This window comes from Cupriavidus sp., assembly GCF_057315035.1.
In genome coordinates this window covers 69,221-90,742 of sequence record NZ_DBHKYV010000004.1, presented here as the reverse complement: position 1 = coordinate 90,742, position 21,522 = coordinate 69,221, and the positions used below count along the sequence as shown (strand labels likewise).

The following is a 21,522-nucleotide window of genomic DNA, read 5'->3' as shown; positions in this document are numbered from 1 at the left end:
TCAATCGGGGTTCGAAACGGTGATGTCCTGCTGGTCCAGCAGCACATGCAGGTTGATCTTGCGCGCGGGCAGCACGGCGCGATACCACGCGCGCTCGGGCGCGGGCGGCAGCCGGTACACTTCGCGCCAACGGGCCTTGCCCAGATCGCGGTAGCCGACCAGAATTCCCAGCGCGCGACTTTCCGCGTGGAGCTTGCGCGTCATCACGCGTTTTTCTCCTGGCCGCAAGATGAACTCGTCGCGCGCCAGAAGATCTTGCCCCAACGCGGCTTTATCCGATTTCTCCAGCAGGAAGTAGTCCGCGCTGACGAAGAGCGCCTCGGTCCCTAACTCGTAGATGCGCACCATCACCGGCGCGGCGCGGCCCTTGCCGTCGGGGTTGAGCGCGCCCTTGGCCTCGATCGTCATTTCCAGCGCCATGCGCTCCGGTTCGGCCTGCGTACCCGCACAACCTGCCAAGACCCACAATGCGTGACAACCGGACAGCGTTAGTACACGCATCACGCACACCGCACCTATTGACAATGCCTTCACGGCTTAGTCTCCCACCATGGCCGGCAAGCTGCCGATCAGCTGGCATCCGCATTCGGTCCGATGCCCTTCAAGTGCGGCGGGCGTGCCGTCAACCAGAAAGCCGCTGTCGCCTTCGACAATGGTGTTGACGCCATGCGGCCGTCCATCGGGATACAGCATCGGGCACGCCACCCGATCTCCCTTTCGCGCAATTGGCCGGCCATTGAGAAGGTGCTTCGCCGACCCGGAAATCACGGCACCTCCATGCGTGGTGATATCGCCGAGCGTGATCAGCTTGCGCGGCATGGTCTTCACCCGTCCATGACGTTGAGCGGCCAGCGCAACGAGATCCGAAAAAGCCACGGTCTCATGCGTCCTGGAGTGTCTTCGGCAACGGCAGGCTCAATGACTTCTTGCCAGGCCACGCATGCATGCTGGCGTGTGCGGTGTATGTCCCGTCGGTGAGGTGCGTGATCCCCGAAGCGTCGTAGCGGGTGAAACTTCCCGCCGCACCAATCAGCAGTTCCTTGTTCGCCTGAATGCGAATGCTGGCCTCGGTGCTGACGATGCTGAGGCCAAGCCTGGACAGCAGGCTCAATGCATCGTTCTGCGCCTGGATCTCCACTGGACCACGGCTCGCGATCAGACGCATGCCAAGCTTGTGCGCACAGATTGAAACCAGCTCCGTGACGCTGGCCACCCAGCGCCTGCCGACATTGAATGACAAATGTCCACCGGTTGTCAGTGAAGTATGGCGACCGCTATGCAAATGCGTGCTTTCCTCGCTGCTAGCCGCAATACCCGCGGCACTCGACAAGACGACATGCGGGGCGATCAGGCCACCCCGTTCCGACCCGTTTCCTCGTATCTCGTCATTCTGCCGCGCGATCGACTCGGCCACGCTGCGCTGCTCATCAGTCTGGGCCTGGGCACTCACCGAGACTTCCTGAAGCGCGTTGGCAAGTTCAAGCGCTTGCTGGAGCCGCGCGATGGCTTCACGCATGTCCACGGCGTGACCGTCTGCGTCGCTGCGCGCCTCGGAACTCAGCAGCGTGCCGCGTCCGGAACGCAGCAGCATGTGTCCATCGGTGCGCAGCTCCGCGCCTTCGCCGCGCTGGTCCTGTCTTCCACCGGTATCGGGAATGCGGGTAATCCGCCCGAGGTTCAGCTGTGACAGCAGATGTCCGCACGACAGCTGGGCCTGGATCTCGCCTTGCGTATCGTCCATGACGAGCTGGTTGTGACGCTCTCCGCCGATCTCCCTTGAGCGGAAGCCTGACAGCGCCTGCTGCCCGGGCAAGCTCCACGGTGGCATGTTCGAACGGTTTGGCACACAGCCAACGATGATTGGCAGATCTGGATTACCGTGCAGGAAATCGACGATCACCTCCTGGCCGATGCGGGGCGTATGAACGGCCCCATACTCCTCACCATGCCAGGGCGAAGCAACGCGTACCCAGCACGAACCATGTTCGTCGCGCTTGCCCGCCATGTTCCAGTGAAACTGGATGCGCACCCGGCCGAACTGATCGGTCCACACATCGTGGCCGGCCGGTCCCGCAACCGTGGCGGTCTGCGGGCCCATTGTGCGCGGCCCACGTTGGGTACGCGCTGGGCGGTATGTTTCCGCCACCGGCTGAGCCTCGAAGTTCACGGCGCAATGCCAGCCACCAGGCTGGCCGGACACTTCGGCCACCGCTTCCAGCTTCAGCGTTGTCGTACATATCACGTAGTCGGCATTGGCGGCGGTATCGGGATGCCGTGTCAGTGCAAAGGTGCAGCCCGGCACCATGCCACGCAGATTGCCGCTGCCCTGCGCACGTCGTCCATACTGCCGCAGCTCTTCCATGCGAATCCGGGCAATCAATGCACCTTCCCCCAACGGATCGTTGTCCGTTCCCGGTTGCGCATGGCCGGCCGGCCATTCATGGATCTCGTGGTTGCGATGGCTGGTTTCGCGCGGCGCTTCGGCGCGGACGGTCAGATCCGCCCCGGGCCTGGAGAAATCATGGTCATTGCCCCGCCATCTTCCCGGCACCAGTTGATCGACAATGTTGAATGCGTGAAGCGATTCCCCACCGGAACTCTGGGAATCACTGGGCTCGCGCCAGTCGAGGGACTGGTACATGCTGTTGGGAAAGCGCTTGTATGCACCGTTGCCGTCTGCCAGGACCAGACGATGATGGCCGTTGGCGTGCTCGAAGTACCATGTAATGCCCCATTCCTGCGTCAGGCGCTGGAAGAAGGCAAAGTCGGTTTCACCGTATTGAACCTGAAATGCCCTGGGCGGATAGCCGGCTGGATTCAACCGCTTGTCCATCGGGAAGTTGTAGTCCGCAAGCAGTTCGTCCAGAACCTCGATGACGTTCTTGTCCTGGAAGATCCTGTAGTCGGAGGTACAGGTAGCAAGCCAGAGCCACGGCCGCAATACCAGGCCATAGGTGTAGTGCCGCCCGTCCAGTACTGGCCCGGAAACGCGTGTCACCACACCAGTGATCTCGCGCTTGCGCACACCGTTTCCGCCATCGAGTTCGATCTCGATCGTCAGTTCGCGCCCTTCCAGCGCCTGCTTGTCGAGATTGCCGAGGGGACCGGGCACGGGGTTGTGCGCATCGGGCGTCCGTAGCGTGACTTCGTACTCGAAGAGATCGCAGAAGGCATCGGTGCCGTGAATGCGCGCGACACTGTATCCGGTATCCCCCATCAGTTCGGCAAGGCCGGCTCCCTTCACGCTGACGGTGCGTGACGTGGCGGCGCCAGCATGAATTGGATTGCTCATGAGGTCGATCCCGGGATGCCCGCTTACTTCGGCTTGTTGGTCTTCATGCTGTAGCCAGTCGCTACCCTGGCACCCGCGCCACCTGTCTCGGTCTGCTCCGTGTACTCGACATCGACTTCCGAGAACGAGAGCGCCACTGTCTCCATTGCCATGGACTCGGCACCTTCACCATACGGACTCACGCTGGAAACCATCACATCCGTCATTTTTATCTTCAGGTACTCGAGCGCCTCCGCACCACCCGCCTTGCGTATCACCAGCACACCTTCCTTGATGTGCTCCCCCGTCAGGCATTTCAGCATCAAGGTCGGTGAGGCACGGTCCACATAGTGTTGAAACGTCAAGTCCCCCACCCAGGCTTTGCCCGCGCCCCCACCACCATCCATATGCATGTTCGTCGGCTGGTTCATTGACCAGCCCCAACCCAGCACCGAGATCTCGTCCTTGTGCTTCTCGTCTCGCGACTCGCCCTTGATATTGGTGAGCTTCAGAAAAATGTCCATGGCCGCTCCAGAAATTCCTTTCCTGCTTCAGTTCAGTTAGCCCCGGTTTGAAAATTGACAGGTAGTCCTGGTCCGTCCGTGATCCGGCCACCTGCAGACTTATGGTTGCAGCAACTCAGCCGGCGTCCTTGACGGACGGAAGCCGTACCACCAGTCTCAACGAAACCGTGAGGCCTTCCAGCTGGAAATGAGGGCGTAGAAAGAATCTCGCGTTGTAGTAGCCGGGATTGCCTTCGACTTCATCCACGTACACCTCCGCGGCAGACAGCGGACGACGCGCCTTGGTTGCCTGCGACGAGTTGACGGGATCGCCATCCACGTAGTTCATCACCCACTCATTCAACCAGCGCTGCATGTCCGTGCGACCCTGAAACGATCCGACCTTGTCCCGGACGATGCATTTCAGGTAGTGCGCAAAGCGCGAACAGGCAAACATGTAGGGCAGGCGTGCCGAGAGACTGGCGTTGGCCGTGGCGGTCGAGTCCGCATACTCCGCGGGCTTCTGCAAGGACTGGGCACCGATGAATGCCGCATGGTCAGTGTTCTTCCGATGAATGAGCGGGATAAAGCCATTCCTGGACAACTCCGCCTCGCGGCGATCGGATATGGCTATCTCGGTGGGACACTTCATGTCGACGCCACCATCATCCGTCGGGAACGTGTGGCACGGCAGGCTTTCCACCACGCCTCCGCTTTCGACTCCGCGAATCATCGAACACCAGCCATGGTCCTTGAATGACCGGTTGATATTGACGGCCATTGCGTAGGCCGCGTTACTCCACACGTAGTTGCGATGATCCGCACCATCGGTGTCCTCTTCGAAGTTGAAGGCGTCGACCGGATTGGTGCGAATGCCGTATGGAAGTCGTGCAAGAAAGCGTGGCATCACCAGCGCGACGTAGCGGGCGTCCTCCGAATTGCGCAGGCTGTTCCACGGTGCGTACTCGACGTTCTGGAAGATCTTCGTGATATCACGCGGGTTGGCAAGTTCTTGCCAGGAATCCATCTGCAGTACGGCCGGCGAGGCTCCCGCAATGAAAGGCGCATGCGCTGCTGCCGCGACCTTGGCCATGGCGCCGAGCAACTCCACATCGGGCGGTGTGTGGTCGAAATGGTAGTCCGCCACCAGGCAGCCATAGGGCTCGCCGCCCAGTTGGCCGTACTCTTCCTCGTAGATGCGCTTGAACATTGGACTCTGATCCCATCCGATGCCCTTGTGCCGACGCAATGTACGGCGCAATTCATCCTTGGAAAGGTCCATGACGCGAATGCGCAGCTTCTTGTCGGTCTCCGTGTTGGACACCAGGTGATGCAGCCCGCGCCAGGCAGCTTCCAGTCGCTGGAACTCCGGATGGTGCAGGATCAGGTTGATCTGCTCGGACAGCTTGTGATCGATCGCACCAATGATGGCTTCGATGCTTCGGTATGCATCGTCACTCAGGGTGGTCGAATGCATCAGCGCCTGTTCCGCCAGCGTCCTGACCGCGAGATCCACGGCCTCGCGCGCCTGGGTCGTCTTTGGAGAGAACTCCCGGCTGAGCAGAATGGCGAAATCAGCCCCTTCCATCGTCGCGGTAGCGGATGGCTGCTCCAGTTGTTCAAAGGACATAGGGTTCTCGCGTAAGAATGCACATCGGAAGGGCGATGCTTTCAGACTCTTTCATCAGGTGATTCGTTGACCGGCGCCGCCACGGCCAACGGCTTCGGCGACCCGACCAGCGCGCTCATGAGCGCCGGATCCTGCAACAACCGGTTGATCAGCGACTCCGCTCCAGACTTGCCATCCATATAGGTTTGCAGGTTGGCCAACTGCGTTCGCGCTTCAAGTAGCCTTCGCAAGGCATCGACCTTCGCGGCCACGGCTGCCGGAGAAAAATCCTCGATGCTCTCGAACGTCATATCCACCATGAGCTGTCCCTCACCAGCCAGCGTATTGGCAACCGGCATGGCTACGCGAGGTTTCATCGCTTTCATGCGTTCGTCGAAGTTGTCGATATCCACCTCAAGAAACTTGCGTTCCGCCACGGGAGGAAGCGGCTCTGCCGGCATGCCGGACAAGTCGGACATGACGCCCATGACAAACGGCAATTCGATACGTTTTTCCGCACCATAGATCTCGACGTCATATTCGATCTGTACGCGCGGAGGCCGGCTTCTGGCGATGAACTTCTGCGAACTATTCATGACGGAAGAAAGAGGTGACGATTCCGGGCAAATGGAAAATTTACGCCGCGCTTCACGCCGCTTCGGCAATGGCAAACGAGCGGGCGATGTCGACATCCGGGCGCTGGCGAGTTTTTTCACAGTACTTGATGAACGAACCCGAAAACATTGATGTCGATCATTTCGACGTTCTTTCCCACGCCAGCGCCTCACCTGTAAGCGTCATTGGATCTTTTGCTACAAATTATCGATCTCCATTTAAACCATAAACCTGGACAAATAGTTATCTTGCTGTCCATGCAAACGATTCACAATTCATCCATATTTATTTATATCCAACGATTGGAATTTATATGATTCAAGCCGTGCGGATCGGTGGATATCATCCGCGACAATTCAAGTATGTCGAGGTAAAGTCCGTGAACCGGGATCGCGCTCCATTTCAACTCGCTCAACTCGCTCAACTCGCTCAACTCGCTCGCCGCCGTCCGCCACTGCGCCCGGAGCACCAGCTCATGCCGACGCTATTCGACCGCTTGCGTGACGATGCCCCTGGCCAGCAGGTTGAATCCGCCGATGTGTATGCGGTGAACCGCACGCGGATGCGTGAAATCATCGAGCGCGATCTTGGCTATCTGCTCAACACCACGAACCGCGAGCACGAGATTGCACGGGAGCGGTATCCGGAGGTAGCCAGTTCCACGCTGAACTATGGTGTACCGCCCATCGCGGGAGGGCATGCGTCCGATCGCAGATGGGACGAAATCGTCGGCATCATCAAACGCGCGATAGAAGACTTCGAGCCGCGACTGATTCCCGGCAGTCTTCTGGTTGCGCCACTGCCTGAAGGCGCGGCACATCAGACCCACAACCTGCTGCATTTCGAAATCAGTGGCATGGTTCACATGGTTCCCTATCCGTTGGCCTTTACCTCGCAGAGCTCGCTGGACCTGGAAAGCTGCACCTTCAGCGTCAAGACTTCTCATGCGAGCTGATTGAAGCGTGGATCCGAAGCTTCTCGACTACTACAACCGGGAGTTGACGTATCTGCGCGAAATGGGTGGGGAGTTTGCCCACCGGCACCCGAAAGTTGCCCGCCGGCTCGGCATGCACGGCATCGAGGTGGCAGATCCCTATGTAGAGCGCCTGATGGAAGGCTTCTGCTTTCTTGCCGCGCGCACGCAGATCAAGCTGGACGCCGAGTTCCCGCGCTTCGCGCAACGCCTGCTGGAGGTCATCTATCCGAACTACGTCGCGCCAACGCCTTCGATAGCCATCGCACGCCTGCATCCCAGCGACCTGCAAGGCGACTTCACGCGCGGCTTGCCAGTTCCGCGCGATACCGCGTTGAAGGCCGCCCTTGCCAATGGCGAAGCCACCGCATGTGAGTTCCGTACCACGCAGCCGGTCACGCTCTGGCCATTCGACATCGCCGAAGCACGGCTCACCCCGGCACCACCGGATATTCCCGGACTGGAACGCTACGCCCCGGCACACGTGTCCGTGCAAGGCGCGCTGCGCATCCGACTGCGCCTCTCACGCCAGGTCACCTTCGCCCAGTTGGCAAACGTTGACGACCTGACCCTCTATCTCGCTGGGGATGACCAGATTGCGAGTCATCTGTTCGAACTGGTTCACAGTGCGGGCATCGCATCGCTGGTCGGCCAGCCTGGCGCCATGGAGCACAGTGTCCCGACGGCGGGCCGCAATGCCGTCTCGCTGGTAGGTTTCGACCCGGCCAACACAGCGCTACCGCTCGCGTGGAACCAGTTTCATGGGCACAACCTTGTGCATGAGTACTTCGCGTGTCCGCAACGCTTCTATTTTTTCCGCCTGAATGGACTGGGGCCGGGCCTGTCGGCCATTCGTGGTCGCGAAGCCGAGATCGTCCTGCTGCTGTCCAAGCCAACCGCCCACCTGGCCCCGCACGTCGACGCCGGGCAGTTCGCACTCTTCTGTACCCCCGCGATCAATCTGTTTCCGAGACGGACCGATCGCCTGGAGATTCATCCGCGATGTACCGAGTTCCATATGGTCGCGGATCGCGCACATCCGCTGGACTACGAGATCCACACCGTGAGCAAGCTCGTCGCGCAGCGTGCAGGGCATGGTGATCCTCTGGAATTCCGTCCGCTGTTCTCAACCCTGAACAGCGACACGGGCAACCACGGCCGCTATTTCTCCGTGCGCCGCGAGCGTCGGCTGGCCTCGGCGAACCTGCGCAAGTACGGTAGCCGGACCGACTACATTGGTAGCGAAGTCTTTCTGTCACTGGTGGATCAGCACGAGGCCCCTTACCCCGATGCATTGCGGCATCTTTCAGTGGAGGCATTGGTCACCAATCGTGACTTGCCCACTTTGGTACCCCGCAATGGGCGCGACGACCTGCGGGCTTCCGACTCGATACCCGTGGCCCGGATCGGCCTGATACGCGCACCGTCCACACCACGTCCACCATTTGCCGAAGGTGAACTGGCATGGCGACTGATCCGGCAGCTCGGTTTCAATTACCTGTCTCTCGCGGATCTTGACCAGCGGCAGGGCGGTCAGGGATTGCGCGAAATGCTGAGCCTGTTCGTGGCCGGCGACGACGCCGCACAGCAGCGCCAGATCCAGAGCCTGGCAGGTACACACGTGAGTCCCATCACGCGGCGCCTGCCTGGCAAGGGACCGATCATTCATGGCCGTGGCGTCCAGTGTCGACTGACGATCGACGAATCGGGCTTTTCCGGCGTCAGTCCCTATCTGTTCGGTGTGGTGCTCGAGCATTTCCTGGCGTTCCATGTCTCGGTGAACACGTTCACCGAGACCGAACTAACCTCTATTCAGCGCGGGCTCGTGCATCGGTGGGACGCACGGATGGGCGCGCGAAGCGTCGTGTAGCGGATGAAACCTGCCTTCAGCCAGCCACCGTGGAAAATGAGCTTCCTAGGACTCCTGCGTCAGCTCGGCGCACAGCATCCGGAGCTTCCCGGCATCGGCTATGCCACCCGTCCGCAAAACGAGGCCTTCCGGATCGGCCAGCGTGCATCGCTAGCCTTTGCGCCCAGGGAAATCGCACAGGTCGAGCTTGCGAAAAAGGCCCTGCACATCGAGGTGTATGGCCTTGGCATGCTCGGGCCCAATGGCCCGCTGCCGCTCCATATCACGGAAATCGTGCGCACTCGCAGCGAGGGTAATCAGGACACGACCACGGCCGATTTCCTGAACATGTTCCACCACCGCGCGCTCACGCAGTTTTACCAGGCATGGGGGCGTGCGCAGGCGACTGCCGGGCTCGATCGGGCCAGCGACGAGGTATTCTCGCGCTACGTCTGCTGGTTGTCGGGCAATGATCCTGAAGAAATCGCGCAGGGGCCGCTGCCGGCGCATGCGCGGCTGGCCGCCAGTGCTCATTTCGTGTGCCAGGCGCGCAATCCCGATGGCATTTCCGCAACGCTGTCCCACTACTTCGGCGTGCAGGTACGCCTGCAAGAGTTTGTCGTGCACTGGATTCCGCTGGAACCCGCCGAGGCATGCCGGCTGGGTCAGCCGGGACCCGCAAGCGTCATGGGGCATGGCGCGCTGCTGGGCACCATGGTCCCGGACCGCCAGCACAAGTTCCGGCTGGTACTTGGGCCGTTATCGCTGGGACAGTATCTGAACTTCACACCGGGTGGCCGCGACCTGCCGACACTGATCGAATGGATCCGGGCATTTGTTGGTTACGGGCTGGCATGGGAGTTGGCCCTGCTGGTCGACGCCGCAAGCACCGCCGCTCCCGTCCTGGGCGGGCCTGGACGGCTGGGCTGGTCGACATGGCTTGGTGGGTCGCCGGGCAGGCAGGCCATCACAGGCATGGTGTTCGAGCCGGAACGATACGCGAGGCATTGAATGGGTACAGACGGCTGCTGTCACGTAGACAGGATCGAAAACGTGTCGATGTCCGAAACGTCGTGGCCAGGATTGCTCTCGTCGCTATCGGCCGAGCTTCCATGCGGCACGGATCTCGAATACGACCCTGCATTCATGCTACTGCAGGCCAGGGTATCGCCGCGGAGTGATGCGCAGTACGGTGGCTTTCATGCATCGCCCGAGCCCACGAACTGGACGGAGGTGGAACGCGATTGCATGGGCCTGCTGGCACGGTCACGCGATATCCGCCTGGTTGTATTGCTGATTCGATGCCACTGCCGGTCGGCGGGCGCTCGTGGCCTGCGCAACGGACTGCACTCGCTGTATGCGCTGCTTGCCACCTTCCCGACTGAGGTGCATCCACAACTCCAGGTGGATGGCGAGTACGATCCCGCGGTCCGTGCCAACGCACTGGCCGCGCTCGCGGATCCAGCCGGCCTGATGTCGGAGATCCGCGCGTTGACGTTTGGCGATAGAGCGTTGCGCGTGTCGATGCGGGAAATCGAGCGCGCATGGTCCGTACCACTGCCAGTGGACACCATGGCCCCAGCAACGGTGCAGTTGCGGCTCGATGCGCTGCGCGACCGGCATGCCGCATCATTGGCTGCAATCGACGACGCTTGCGCGCAGGTAATGGCGATACAGCGCTGGTGCGTGGACACCATGCCAGGCCACGCGCCAGACCTGGACCCGCTGGTGCGCCTGCTGCGCCTGGTCAGCCATCCTGGCCACGCCGCGGTTGCGTCGCTCGACGAGCCCGGAGCCCGGGCGGTAGCGAGTGCACCCACCGTGCTACCCGCGAGTTCGCTGGCTGGAGCGTCAGATCGTCATGCCGCGCGATGCCAGATCCATGGCGTGCGGCAATGGCTCGAAACCCACGAGCCCAGCAGTCCGGTTGCCCTGCTGCTGCGGCAAGCAGAGTATCTGCTCGGCAAGCCATTCTCAGAGGTATTCCAGGCTATCCCGGCCGAACTGGTCGAGCGCTGGTCCCGCGCGGAAGCGGAGGAGGAAAAGGAAGAGAAAGACGAGAGGCAGTAGAAAAAGGCGGTTGCCTCTCTCACACGGCAAGTTACGGCAAGTTGCACGGCAAGAGAGGCAGGCAGGTTCGCAAGGAACGCGACCGTAGGCGTCAGAAGCCCAGGCTGGCCAGCAGGTCGTCCACCTGCGACTGGTCGGCCACCACGTCGGCCTTCCCCTCCGGGCTGATCTGCGGACCGTTCATCAGCGTGGCAGGTGCTTCCACGCGACGCTCGGCCGGCACGTTGTCGATCAGCACCTGCAGCAGTTCCTGCTCCAGGGTACGGATCATGTCCATCATCTTCTTGATCACCTGCCCGGTCAGGTCCTGGAAGTCCTGGGCCATCATGATCTCCAGCAGATGACTGCCGGTAGTCTTGGCCTTCTGCGGGACTTCGGCCAGGAACTCACGGGTATCGAGCACCAGCGAGCGCGCGTCGCCGAGCTCCACCGGTTGTGCGAACCACTCGTCCCAGCGCTTGTCCAGCGCCGTGGCCTTGCTTTCCAGGTCTTCCTGCAGCGGCTGCGCCAGTTCCACGGCCGTGAGCGTGCGCTCGGCGGCCTGCTCGGTCATGGCGGCGATGTAGTTCAGGCGGTCCCGCGCATCGGGAATCGCCAGGGCGGCCTTCTCGATTTCCTTGTCGAGCCCCAGCTCCCGCATGTTGTCGCGCAGCATCCGCGTCAGGTTGCCTATGCGATGGATGATCTGCTCGGCCGATTCTTGGCTGAAAGTCGGAGTCGTCGACATGTCGCGTACCTCTTGTTATTGACCCATCTTCTCGAAGATCTTGGTGATCTTCTCGTCCAGCGTGGCGGCGGTAAACGGCTTGACCACATAGCCGTTGGCACCGGCCTGTGCGGCGGCAATGATGTTTTCCTTCTTGGCTTCGGCGGTCACCATCAGCACCGGAATCTTGGCGATCGCGGGAATCGCGCGGATCGACTGCAGCATGGTCAGGCCGTCCATGTTCGGCATGTTCCAGTCCGACACCACGAACTGGAAGCTGCCGTCCTTGGCCTTCTCCAGGCCGGCGGCGCCGTCTTCGGCTTCCTCGACGTTGGTGAACCCGAGCTCCTTGAGCAGGTTACGAATGATCCGACGCATGGTCGGGAAGTCGTCGACCACGAGGATCTTGATGTTCTTGTCCACTATACGGCTCCAATACGGTTGCGGATGACGGTGTCATCCGGTTGATGTTTCTGATCTGACCTTCGCGCGTCGTTCCGCACTACACGCGCTGCGCCCGCGCACCAAACGTCGCCAGGTGCGCCATGACGCGCTGGCTCATCTGGTGCAAAGGCACCACTTCATGCACGCCGCCAGTGGCGATCGCCTCCTTCGGCATGCCAAACACGATGCAGGACTGTTCGTCCTGCGCCAGGTTGTACGATCCGGCCTCGCGCATGCGCAGCATGCCGCGCGCGCCGTCCTTGCCCATGCCGGTCAGGATCACACCGGTCACGTTCTTGCCGCCGTGGATGGCGGCGGAATCGAACAGCACATCCACCGACGGGCGATGGCGGTTCACGGGCGCTTCCTGCGACAGGTGCGCCACGTAGTTGGCACCGCTACGCGCCAGCAACAGGTGCGAATCGCCCGGAGCAATGTATGCGTAGCCGGGCAGCACGCGTTCGCCGTGCTCGGCTTCCTTGACGGTAATGCGGCACAGGCCGTTCAGACGCTGCGCAAACGACTTGGTGAAGCCGGCCGGCATATGCTGCACGATCATGACCGCCGGCGAATCGGGCGGCAGCGGCATCAGGAACTCCTTGATAGCCTCGGTACCACCGGTCGACGCGCCGACGATGATCAGCTTTTCGGTCGACAGCAGCGGCGCACGCAGGATCGGCGCAGCCGGCACCGCACCGGCCGCTGCTTCGGGCCGCGCCTTCACGCGGGCGCGCGAGGCGGCGCGCAGCTTGTCGGCGATCGTGTCGGTGTACTCGATCAGCCCGTCACGAATGCCGAGCTTGGGCTTGGTCACGAAATCCACCGCACCAAGTTCCAGCGCACGCATCGTGATTTCCGACCCGCGCTCGGTCAGCGACGACACCATCAGCACCGGCATCGGCCGCAAGCGCATCAGGCGCTCGAGGAAATCGAGCCCGTCCATGCGTGGCATTTCCACGTCCAGCGTCAGCACGTCCGGGTTCAGGCGCTTGATCATGTCACGCGCCACCAGTGGGTCCGGCGCGGTACCCACCACTTCCATGTCCGGCTGGCTGTTGATGATCTCGGTCATCAGGCTGCGGATCAGCGCGGAATCATCCACGCACAACACCTTGATCTTCGCGGCAGTCATGTTCGTCTCTACGTCTTAAGGTTTCAGGTCGGCGTCCTGGCCGATACCTGCCGCGTAAACAATTCCACGGCACCACGCGCGGGTGCCTTCGTGGAGGTGGACAGCACGCGTGCCAGCGCGCGCTCTTCGCGTTCCACGCCTACCGTATCGTCCTGGCGTGTCAGCCGGCGCACCAGCGCCAGGCCCGTATGCGGGAAGTAGCTGACGCGTCGCGCATGCGGGCCACGCAGGTCCTGCGCGGCCACGCGAATCTCTTCGGTGCGCAGGTACTTCAATACGAAATCGGCATTCCGGTCCCCAATATTGAGGGTCGTCATGTTCGCCAGTACCGCGCCACCACCGAAAACCTTGGCTTCCAGGCGTTCGCGCCGTGCACCCATCTTCAGCAGTTCATTGATCAGCACTTCCAGCGCATAGCATCCGTAGCGCATCGATGCGGACAGCATGCGATCCGCGCCGGCGTTCTCGTCGTCGGGCAGCATGAAGTGGTTCATGCCGCCGACACCGGCCACTTCGTCGCGAATGCAGGCGGCCACGCACGAGCCCAGTACCGTGGTCAGCACCACGTCGTCGCCGGTCACGTAGTACTCGTTAGGCAGAAGCTTGATGGCCTGCTTGCCAAATTCACGGTCGAAGTACTTGCGCGTGGCGATGGCCTCGGGCATCTGTGGGGTGCCGCGCATCATGCACCTCCGCCCTTGCCTGCCAGTTCATACACGGTCTGTCCGCGCAACTGGAACGCACGCGTGACATACGAAAAATTCTCCGAATGTCCGGCAAATAGCAGGCCGTTCGGCTTCAGCAACGGGGCAAACCGTTCCAGGATGCGGCCCTGGGTCGGCTTGTCGAAATAGATCATCACGTTGCGGCAGAAGATCGCGTCGAATTTCTCGCGAATGCCCCAGTCAGGCGCCAACAGGTTCAGTGGTTCGAAACTGATGGTCGACGCCAGGTCCGGCTTTACCTTCACCGCACCGGCACGCGCACCGGTGCCTTTGAGAAAGAAGCGCTTGAGCCGTTCCTGCGACAGGCGTGCCACCTGCTCGGAGGTATAGACCCCGGCCCGTGCCTTGGCCAGGACCTGGGTATCGATATCGGTGGCCAGTACGGTACCGGCACGGTCACCAAGCGCCTCGGCCAATGTGATGGCGATCGAGTACGGTTCTTCGCCGGTCGACGCAGCGGCACACCATACGCTGTATGGGCGGCCAACCTTCCTGGCGTGCTCGGCCAGCAACGGGAAATGGTGCGCCTCCCGGAAGAACGACGTCAGGTTCGTGGTCAGCGCGTTGGTGAAGTATTCCCACTCGTCCGACCGGTCATCGGCTTCGAGCAGTTCCAGGTACGAGCCGAAGTCGCTCAACTGCAGCGACCGCAGGCGCCGCGCCAGGCGGCTGTAGACCATCTCGCGCTTGTGGCTGCCCAGCGAGATGCCCGCACGCTTGTGAATCAGCGCGCGGACCTTCTCGAAGTCACGCTCGGTCAGCAGGAAGTCACGCATGTCGTCGCGCAGCGGCGCCAGCACCGGCGCAGCCGGATTGGCGGCCGCGCCTGGCTTCCCGGTAGCGCTGGAGGAAGAACGGAGCGGCGTCATGTGTGTATTTCGTCAGGGTTGCCGATCAACGGCGATACGGATTTGGGGACGACGCGGCTTGCCGGTTCAGGCAAGCTCGGCTTCGATCAGTTCCATCTCGGAGCTGGTCATCATGCGTTCGATGTCGATCAGGATCAGCATCCGGCCTTCCACCGAACCGAGACCAGTCAGGTGTTCGTTGGATACCGAGACGCCGAACTCCGGTGCCGGCTTGATGTCGTCGCCGGTCAGCGTAAGCACGTCCGACACGCCATCGACGACGATGCCCACCACGCGACCCGCCACGTTCAGGATGATCACCACGGTCTGGTGGTCATAACGGACGTTGCCAAGGTCGAACTTGAGGCGCAGGTCGACGATCGGCACGATTACGCCGCGCAGGTTCGTCACGCCCTTGATGAAATCGGGTGCATTGGCAATGCGGGTCACCGTCTCGTAGCTACGGATCTCCTGCACCTTGAGGATGTCGATGCCATATTCCTCGGTGCCCAGCGTGAAGACCAGGTATTCCTGGCCAGAGGCTTCACTGCCCTGGGTATCGATGTGTCCGATGCCGGCCATGTCTGTTCTCCTTGCTGTCGATTACTGTACGGACACCGGGTCCTGGCGGCGCACGCCGGTACGCTGCAGCGCGCCGACGTCCACGATCAGCGCGACGCTGCCGTCGCCCAGGATCGTCGCCGCAGAGATGCACGGCACCTTGCGATAGTTGGTTTCGAGGTTCTTCAGGACCACCTGGTGCTGACCAATCAGCTGGTCCACCAGCAGCGCGAAGCGCTTGCCTTCGGCGGCCAGGATCACGGCGATGCCCTGCGTGGGCTCCTGCACCGCATTGGCCACGTTGAAGACCTTGTGCAGTTCCAGCAGCGGCAGGTACTCGCCGCGGACATTCATCACGCGCTCGCCGTTGGCGGCGGTGTGCACATCCTCGGCCTTCGGCTGCAGCGACTCCATCACGCAGTTCAGCGGCAGGATGAACGTTTCTTCACCAGTACGCACCGACATGCCATCCAGGATCGCCAGCGTCAGCGGCAGCACGATGCGCGTGGTGGTACCCAGCCCCGGTCGCGAGCTGATTTCGACGTGACCGCCCATCTCCTGGATGTTCCGCTTCACCACGTCCATGCCCACGCCACGGCCCGACACGTCGGTCACGACTTCAGCCGTGGAGAAGCCCGGCGCGAAGATCAACTGCCAGACTTCGTCGTCGGTCATGCTTTCCGATGCCCCGGGCAAACCGTTCTGGATCGCCTTGGACAAGATGCGTTCGCGGTTCAGGCCGCCACCGTCGTCGCTCACTTCGATAACGATGTTGCCGCCCGCGTGCTGTGCGGACAGGATCAGCTGGCCGGTAGGCTCCTTGCCCGCGGCCACGCGCTTCTCGGCGGTCTCGATGCCATGATCCAAACTGTTGCGCACCAGGTGCGTCAGCGGATCGATGATGCGTTCGATCAGGCTCTTGTCGAGTTCGGTCGCCTTGCCGAACGTGACCAGGTCGATCTGCTTGCCGAGCTTGCTGGCCAGGTCGCGCACCAGGCGCGGGAAGCGCGAGAACACATAGTCCATCGGCATCATGCGGATCGACATCACCGCTTCCTGCAGATCGCGCGCATTGCGCTCGAGCTGCCCCATGCCGGAGAACAGGCGGTCGAACAGTACCGGGTCCAGCGACGATGCGGTCTGGGCCAGCATCGACTGCGTGATCACGAGCTCGCCCACCAGGTTGATGATCTGGTCGACCTTTTCGGTCGGCACGCGGATCGAGCCGGAATCGGGTGCATGCGCAGCCGCTGCGGCTGGCTTGGCTTTTTCCTTTTCCTTCTCCTTCGCGGCCGGTGCAGCTGCGGGTGCAGTTGCGGGTGCGGCGGCTACCGGAGCCGGCGCGGCCACGGGTGCCGGTGCGGCGGCCGCGGCGGGTGCCTCGCCGGCCGCCACAGCTTCCACCGTGATCTGCTTCTCGTCGATCACGAAGCAGCAGACCGCGATGATGTCATCGGTACCGCACTGGCTGTTCAGCCAGATGGTCAGGTCGCCATCGGCCTCTTCCTGCCCGGTAATCTCGCCAAGGTTGGCCAGTTCCTCGCGCAGCAGCGCCTGGTCGGCTGCCGAAACCTTGATCAGGCGGACCTTGAGATTGCCACCGGCCGGTGCGGCTGCAGCGGCGGCGACGACAGGGGCCGCAACGGGAGCGGGAGCCGGTGCCGGGGCATGCGCCGCATCGCCGCCGGCTTCCTGGGCCAGCTGCTGCAGGACGGCGCAGATGCGCGCGAACGTTTCCGGATCGGGTTCGGTGCCGTTGCGATAGGCGTTGAGCTGGTCTTGCAACACGTCCTTGGTTTCCAGAAAGGTATCGATGATGACCCGTGTCAGGGCCAGTTCCCGCCGACGCGTACGGTCGAGCAGGTTCTCAAAGATGTGCGTGGTCTCGGTCAGGGCCGTAAAGCCGAACGTGGCGGCACCGCCCTTGATCGAGTGCGCGGCACGGAAAATCGCGTTGAGCGCCTCGGCGTCGGGGGACTCCAGGTCCACCTCGAGCAGCAGCTGCTCCATTTCTACGAGCAGTTCCTCTGCCTCTTCGAAGAAGGTCTGGTAGAACTGCGTGATATCGATATCGACAGACATGATCGTCCTGGCTCGCTAGATTGCTCTGGAAGACGCGCCGTTCACCGCGACGGCGCATCTCATTCCTACTTGCCCTTGGGCTGCGTGGCCGGCTTTGCCCCGGCCGCAGACGCTGCCTCCAGCTGCGCCTGCATTTCTTCCGCGGCACGGCCCTTCTGGACCTGCACCGAAACTTCGGCGGCGCTGGCATTCTCCGTTTCGAACTGGGCTTGCGCGCGCTTGTTGAGCACCACGATGCTGATGCGCCGGTTGACGGCCGCCAGCGGATCGTTCTTCTCCAGCGGCATGGTGTCCGCCAGGCCCAGCACACGCAGCACCTTGCCTTCCTGCATGCCGCCCGCGATCAGTTCCTGGCGCGAGGCATTGGCACGATCGGCGGACAGTTCCCAGTTGCTGTAGGCGCGTTCGCCCATCATGTACGTGGCCGAATCGGTATGGCCCGAGAGGCTGACCTTGTTCGGCATCTCGTTGAGTACCGGCCCGATCTCACGCAGGATCGTGCGCATGTAGGGCTCCACCGCCGCGCTTCCGGTACGGAACATCGGGCGATTCTGCGTATCCAGGATCTGGATGCGCAGCCCCTCGCTGGTGATGTCCAGCAGCAACTGCGGACGGAACTGGCGCAGCGTCGGGTTGTTCTCGATGATCTGCTCGAGGCGGCCCTTCAGCGCGCGCAGGCGCTCGCTGTCGAGCTGATCGCGGCGGCGTTGGGCGTCGGACGGGTCATTGGTCATGGCCTTCATGACTTCGCCGTCCTTGGCCATCGGGTCCTTGCCGCCGCCCGGAATCACGCTCTTCGACAAGCTGCTCTTGTCGCCACCGGCCATGGCCACCTTGAGCGGCGTCTTGAAATAATCGGCCACGCCGACCAGCGTCTTCGGGGAAGCCGAGCTCAACAGCCACAGCACCAGGAAAAGCGCCATCATGGCCGTCATGAAGTCGGCGTAGGCGATCTTCCAGCTATGGTTGCCGTGCGGTTTGGCGTGCGACTTCGCCTTCTTGATAATGATCGGACGCAGGTCCTGGGCGCTGCTCATGGCTGCTCTCCCGTCAGGTCAGGCTCTTGACTTCACGGACGTGGTCGTCGAGCTCGAGGAACGACGGACGTACCGTGGAGTACAGCACCTTGCGGCCGAATTCCACCGCCACCAGCGGTGCATACCCATTGAGCGAAGCCAGCAGGGTGACCTTGATGCACTCGTACATCTTGATGCTCTCGGACACCTGGTGTTCAATTCGCGACGCCAGCGGCGACACGAAACCGTAAGCCAGCAGAATGCCCAGGAACGTTCCCACCATGGCGTGGGCGATCAGGGCGCCCAGTTCGGCCGGCGGCAGGTCGGCCGAGGCCAGCGCATGCACCACGCCCATCACGGCGGCCACGATACCGAACGCGGGCAGGCCGTCGCCGACGCGTGACAGCGCATGGGCGGGAATCTCGGCCTCGTGGCGGAACGTTTCGATTTCGTGGTCCATGAGCGCCTCGATCTCGAACGCGTTCATGTTGCCGTTGACCATCATGCGCAGGTAGTCGGTCAGGAACTCCATCATCTTGGCGTCGGCCAGGATACGCGGGTACTGACTGAAGACACTGCTGGATGCGGGATCGGCAATTTCCTTTTCGAGGAACAGGATGCCCTCGCGGCGGGCCTTGGACAGCAGCACGTACAGCAAGGCCATCACGTCCAGGTACAGGTCCTTCTTGTACTTGGAGCCCTTGAACAGCGAGGGCATGGCCTTCATCGTGGCCTTGATGGCCTTGCCGCTGTTGGAGCTGATGAATGCGCCAACGGCTGCACCGCCGATGATGATGAGCTCCGCCGGTTGATACAGCGCGCCCATATGGCCGCCGGTGAGGGCGTAACCACCCAGCACCGCCACGACTACGACGACATAGCCAATAACTACTAGCACGATCGGATCCCCGTCTGAAAAACACGCGTCAGGCACGCATCAGGGCGTCCGGTACGGACGAGCGGGGTCACCACCCACCGGTACCGGGGCCCACCTGCTACGCGGACGTCAGGCCGGATGGAATCAGGCTTGGGTCTGCGCGGCTGCGGCGTCTTTCGAGAGCTTCTTTACCTTTCCGGCGCGCGAAGGCGGACGGCACAGGCTGCAGACAAAGTTCGCGTGCGGCTCATAGGCATGCGTCACGAACTGGCCGCCGCAACAGGTGCACGTGGAAAGCTGCAGCATGTTGCTCTCGAAAAACCGTACTAACGTCCAGGCACGGGTGAAACTTAAGACGATTTCGCCGCCAAGCAGCGAAACGTGTTCGAGGTACAGACGATAAGCGGCCACTACCGCGCGAATGCCCGACGTCTCGCCTTCCTGCACCATGAACTGGTACGCCGAGAAGAACAGCGACGAATGGATATTCGGCAGCCAGGTCGTGAACCAGTCTGTCGAGAACGGGAGCATGCCCTTGGGCGGCGACGCGCCCCGCAGCTCCTTGTAGAGGCGGATCAACCGGTCGCGCGAGAGCGTGGTCTCGGCTTCAAGCACCTGCAGGCGTGCACCCAGGCCGATCAGCTCGATGGCGAGCTGGGTCTGGTTGGCGTCCTGCAGGACGCTCTTGCGGTTGGGGACGGGAGTGGCCGTGAAGCTGCGGGCCGGCTGGGCCTGGAGGAGCGCTGTCAATTGAGCGACTCCACAGGTTGCCGGGCCAGCAGGATAGCAGCGTGGATCTGCTGCATATCATGGTTCTTGGCCGTGTGGGTGAGCGTGGACAGCAGCGCGTGATCGTCGAAGCGGAAACGGCACAGCACCATATTCGATGCGGCCAGCTTGACGAGTTGCGCCGAGGTCAGCTTGGCAAGGATCTCAGCAATTTCCTTGCTGACACCAAGCCTGAACATGGCTTCCACCTGATTTTCGCGCACGAGTCGTTGCGCGAGCAGGAGATAGGCAAGATTGACCTCCCTGATCTCCTGGAGAACTTCACTGCTTTCCAATTTTTCCCCGCTACCAAAAAACCCCTCGACCGCTTGTCCAGCGCTTACCGGCTAGGCCGGCGACCAGATCGTTTGGTGCGTGTTCGAGTGGGTACAACGTACTACGAAAGGAACTGCGCCCGGTTACACCTTAACTCTTAAACGTTACAGATGTTACAGAGTGTAAGTGAAACTGTTACGTTTATATCGGCAATTCGCCTGAAATGCCAATCCCTACTTACGTTGGGCATTGGCAAATGTCGTACAGAAAAGACATAGGTCGCGAATTTTGTAACAGACCCCACGACTGTCTTCTGATTTACATCAAAGGCGTAACAGTTAGCGTACTGAACGGACACGCCTTCGTTGCGGTGCACACGTCACAGCAGAAAACGGGGTTGCCGGAATCCACTATTGACGAACGAGCGCGCCTTGGTTAAACACGCGCCGCAACCACGCGGCAAGCCGTGCAAACACATCGTCGGGCGCCTCGCGAAACAGATGAGGACGTGCACGTTCCACTTGCTCGAGCACGCGCGAGGCCTCGTCAGCGCTGACCGAGCCGTATTCCAGCGCAAGCCCCAGCAACGCACGCAGTTCGCCTACCTTGCTGCGCCCCAGCGCCTCGCTTGGCTCGGTCTGCAACGCGTACATGACGTCGTACGCGCGTTGGCGCAGGCTGTCGGCAATGCGCCATGCCGGCGTGCGCATCCGCTCTTCAAGCGTGCGGATATCGATGGCCGACGACGCGATCTGCGCCGCCAGCGCTTCCGTGAAGGCCGCATCGGCGCCCGCCTCGGACAGGATGTTCGTGGCCCATTCGCGCGCGTGTTCCACGCGCTGCTGCGTTGTCCACTCGGGCTGCACGGCCAGGCCAAAGCCAAAGCGCTCGGCATCGCGCATCAATGCAGCCAGCGCGTTTGGCAGTTGCTTGTCGAAGACCTTCCTGGCCCAACCGTACTCGCCGCTGGCCAATAGCCGCATCACGGCGCGCTCGGTCAGCGGGCCATCCTGCTGCATCAGGCGCGCGCGCAGGAAGTCGTCAAACGCAGGCGGAATGAATTGCGCGTCGAGTCCGGTGGAAACTTTTACAAATGCATCGAAGTCCGCGCGCAGCCTTGCCGTAGCTTCGGCCGACAGGGACAGGCTGATGTCGGTATTCATGATGTTGTTCAGACGAGTAAGCGCCCCGGCGCAA

Annotated in this window: 22 protein-coding genes; 4 read left to right on the top strand and 18 right to left on the bottom strand. The window is 61.9% G+C overall.

The features are described 5' to 3' along the window. From tssJ to tssB, 6 genes are all read right to left on the bottom strand, one after another. Positions 1–501 (bottom strand): type VI secretion system lipoprotein TssJ, encoded by a 501-nt coding sequence (gene tssJ, locus ACO550_RS08965; protein ID WP_315595981.1) that lies wholly within the window; start codon positions 499–501, stop codon positions 1–3. Between the two features lie 36 nt (positions 502–537). Then, a complete protein-coding gene (locus ACO550_RS08960; RefSeq protein ID WP_485994637.1) occupies positions 538–876 on the bottom strand; it encodes a PAAR domain-containing protein in 339 nt (112 codons plus the stop codon). Positions 877–880: 4 nt separating this feature from the next. Further along, a complete protein-coding gene (locus ACO550_RS08955) occupies positions 881–3,292 on the bottom strand; it encodes a type VI secretion system Vgr family protein (RefSeq protein WP_315595950.1) in 2,412 nt (803 codons plus the stop codon). A 23-nt stretch (positions 3,293–3,315) separates the two neighbouring features. Next, entirely contained in the window at positions 3,316–3,795 is a 480-nt protein-coding gene (locus ACO550_RS08950; RefSeq protein ID WP_315595949.1) for a type VI secretion system tube protein Hcp, read from the bottom strand. 115 nt (positions 3,796–3,910) lie between these two features. Then, the gene (gene tssC / locus ACO550_RS08945; RefSeq protein ID WP_315595948.1) at positions 3,911–5,404 is read right to left on the bottom strand and encodes a type VI secretion system contractile sheath large subunit; all 1,494 of its coding nucleotides are present in this window, start codon (positions 5,402–5,404) and stop codon (positions 3,911–3,913) included. Positions 5,405–5,445: 41 nt separating this feature from the next. Continuing rightward, positions 5,446–5,979 carry a type VI secretion system contractile sheath small subunit gene (gene tssB / locus ACO550_RS08940; protein ID WP_315595980.1) on the bottom strand — a complete coding sequence of 178 codons (534 nt, stop codon included), beginning with the start codon at positions 5,977–5,979 and terminating at the stop codon, positions 5,446–5,448. 494 nt (positions 5,980–6,473) lie between these two features. Here tssB and tssE point away from each other — a divergent pair, with 494 nt between their 5' ends. The 4 genes from tssE to ACO550_RS08920 are packed head-to-tail and all read left to right on the top strand — an operon-like array spanning position 6,474 to position 10,890. After that, positions 6,474–6,953 (top strand): type VI secretion system baseplate subunit TssE, encoded by a 480-nt coding sequence (tssE, locus tag ACO550_RS08935; protein WP_315595947.1) that lies wholly within the window; start codon positions 6,474–6,476, stop codon positions 6,951–6,953. Between the two features lie 7 nt (positions 6,954–6,960). Then, positions 6,961–8,841, top strand: a complete 1,881-nt coding sequence (gene tssF, locus ACO550_RS08930) for a type VI secretion system baseplate subunit TssF (protein WP_315595946.1) — start codon at positions 6,961–6,963, stop codon at positions 8,839–8,841. Between the two features lie 3 nt (positions 8,842–8,844). After that, positions 8,845–9,831 carry a type VI secretion system baseplate subunit TssG gene (tssG, locus tag ACO550_RS08925; protein ID WP_315595945.1) on the top strand — a complete coding sequence of 329 codons (987 nt, stop codon included), beginning with the start codon at positions 8,845–8,847 and terminating at the stop codon, positions 9,829–9,831. A 48-nt stretch (positions 9,832–9,879) separates the two neighbouring features. Beyond that, the gene (locus tag ACO550_RS08920; RefSeq protein ID WP_315595979.1) at positions 9,880–10,890 is read left to right on the top strand and encodes a type VI secretion system protein TssA; all 1,011 of its coding nucleotides are present in this window, start codon (positions 9,880–9,882) and stop codon (positions 10,888–10,890) included. 91 nt (positions 10,891–10,981) lie between these two features. On the opposite strand, the gene cheZ is transcribed toward ACO550_RS08920, so the two are convergent. From cheZ to ACO550_RS08860, 12 genes are all read right to left on the bottom strand, one after another. Further along, positions 10,982–11,617, bottom strand: a complete 636-nt coding sequence (gene cheZ / locus ACO550_RS08915) for a protein phosphatase CheZ (protein WP_315595944.1) — start codon at positions 11,615–11,617, stop codon at positions 10,982–10,984. Positions 11,618–11,632: 15 nt separating this feature from the next. Then, positions 11,633–12,019 carry a chemotaxis response regulator CheY gene (gene cheY / locus ACO550_RS08910; protein ID WP_315595943.1) on the bottom strand — a complete coding sequence of 129 codons (387 nt, stop codon included), beginning with the start codon at positions 12,017–12,019 and terminating at the stop codon, positions 11,633–11,635. Positions 12,020–12,098: 79 nt separating this feature from the next. After that, positions 12,099–13,172, bottom strand: a complete 1,074-nt coding sequence (locus ACO550_RS08905; RefSeq protein ID WP_315595942.1) for a chemotaxis-specific protein-glutamate methyltransferase CheB — start codon at positions 13,170–13,172, stop codon at positions 12,099–12,101. Between the two features lie 23 nt (positions 13,173–13,195). Then, positions 13,196–13,858 (bottom strand): chemoreceptor glutamine deamidase CheD, encoded by a 663-nt coding sequence (gene cheD / locus ACO550_RS08900; RefSeq protein WP_485994631.1) that lies wholly within the window; start codon positions 13,856–13,858, stop codon positions 13,196–13,198. Further along, positions 13,855–14,766 (bottom strand): CheR family methyltransferase, encoded by a 912-nt coding sequence (locus tag ACO550_RS08895; RefSeq protein WP_315595941.1) that lies wholly within the window; start codon positions 14,764–14,766, stop codon positions 13,855–13,857. Before ACO550_RS08895 ends, cheD begins: the two co-directional genes overlap by 4 nt. A gap of 66 nt (positions 14,767–14,832) precedes the next feature. Next, positions 14,833–15,327 carry a chemotaxis protein CheW gene (locus ACO550_RS08890; RefSeq protein WP_315595940.1) on the bottom strand — a complete coding sequence of 165 codons (495 nt, stop codon included), beginning with the start codon at positions 15,325–15,327 and terminating at the stop codon, positions 14,833–14,835. Positions 15,328–15,348: 21 nt separating this feature from the next. After that, positions 15,349–17,388, bottom strand: coding sequence for a chemotaxis protein CheA (cheA, locus tag ACO550_RS08885; RefSeq protein WP_315595939.1), 2,040 nt, complete (start codon positions 17,386–17,388; stop codon positions 15,349–15,351). Positions 17,389–17,453: 65 nt separating this feature from the next. Further along, complete coding sequence (gene motB, locus ACO550_RS08880; RefSeq protein WP_315595938.1) at positions 17,454–18,425, bottom strand: flagellar motor protein MotB; 972 nt, start codon at positions 18,423–18,425, stop codon at positions 17,454–17,456. Between the two features lie 13 nt (positions 18,426–18,438). Next, positions 18,439–19,302, bottom strand: coding sequence for a flagellar motor stator protein MotA (gene motA / locus ACO550_RS08875; RefSeq protein WP_315595937.1), 864 nt, complete (start codon positions 19,300–19,302; stop codon positions 18,439–18,441). 123 nt (positions 19,303–19,425) lie between these two features. After that, the gene (gene flhC / locus ACO550_RS08870; RefSeq protein ID WP_315595936.1) at positions 19,426–20,031 is read right to left on the bottom strand and encodes a flagellar transcriptional regulator FlhC; all 606 of its coding nucleotides are present in this window, start codon (positions 20,029–20,031) and stop codon (positions 19,426–19,428) included. Next, a complete protein-coding gene (flhD, locus tag ACO550_RS08865; protein ID WP_315595935.1) occupies positions 20,028–20,345 on the bottom strand; it encodes a flagellar transcriptional regulator FlhD in 318 nt (105 codons plus the stop codon). The genes flhC and flhD overlap by 4 nt, the downstream gene beginning before the upstream one ends. A gap of 390 nt (positions 20,346–20,735) precedes the next feature. Beyond that, positions 20,736–21,488 (bottom strand): DUF4088 domain-containing protein, encoded by a 753-nt coding sequence (locus tag ACO550_RS08860; protein WP_315595934.1) that lies wholly within the window; start codon positions 21,486–21,488, stop codon positions 20,736–20,738. Positions 21,489–21,522: the final 34 nt, after the last annotated feature.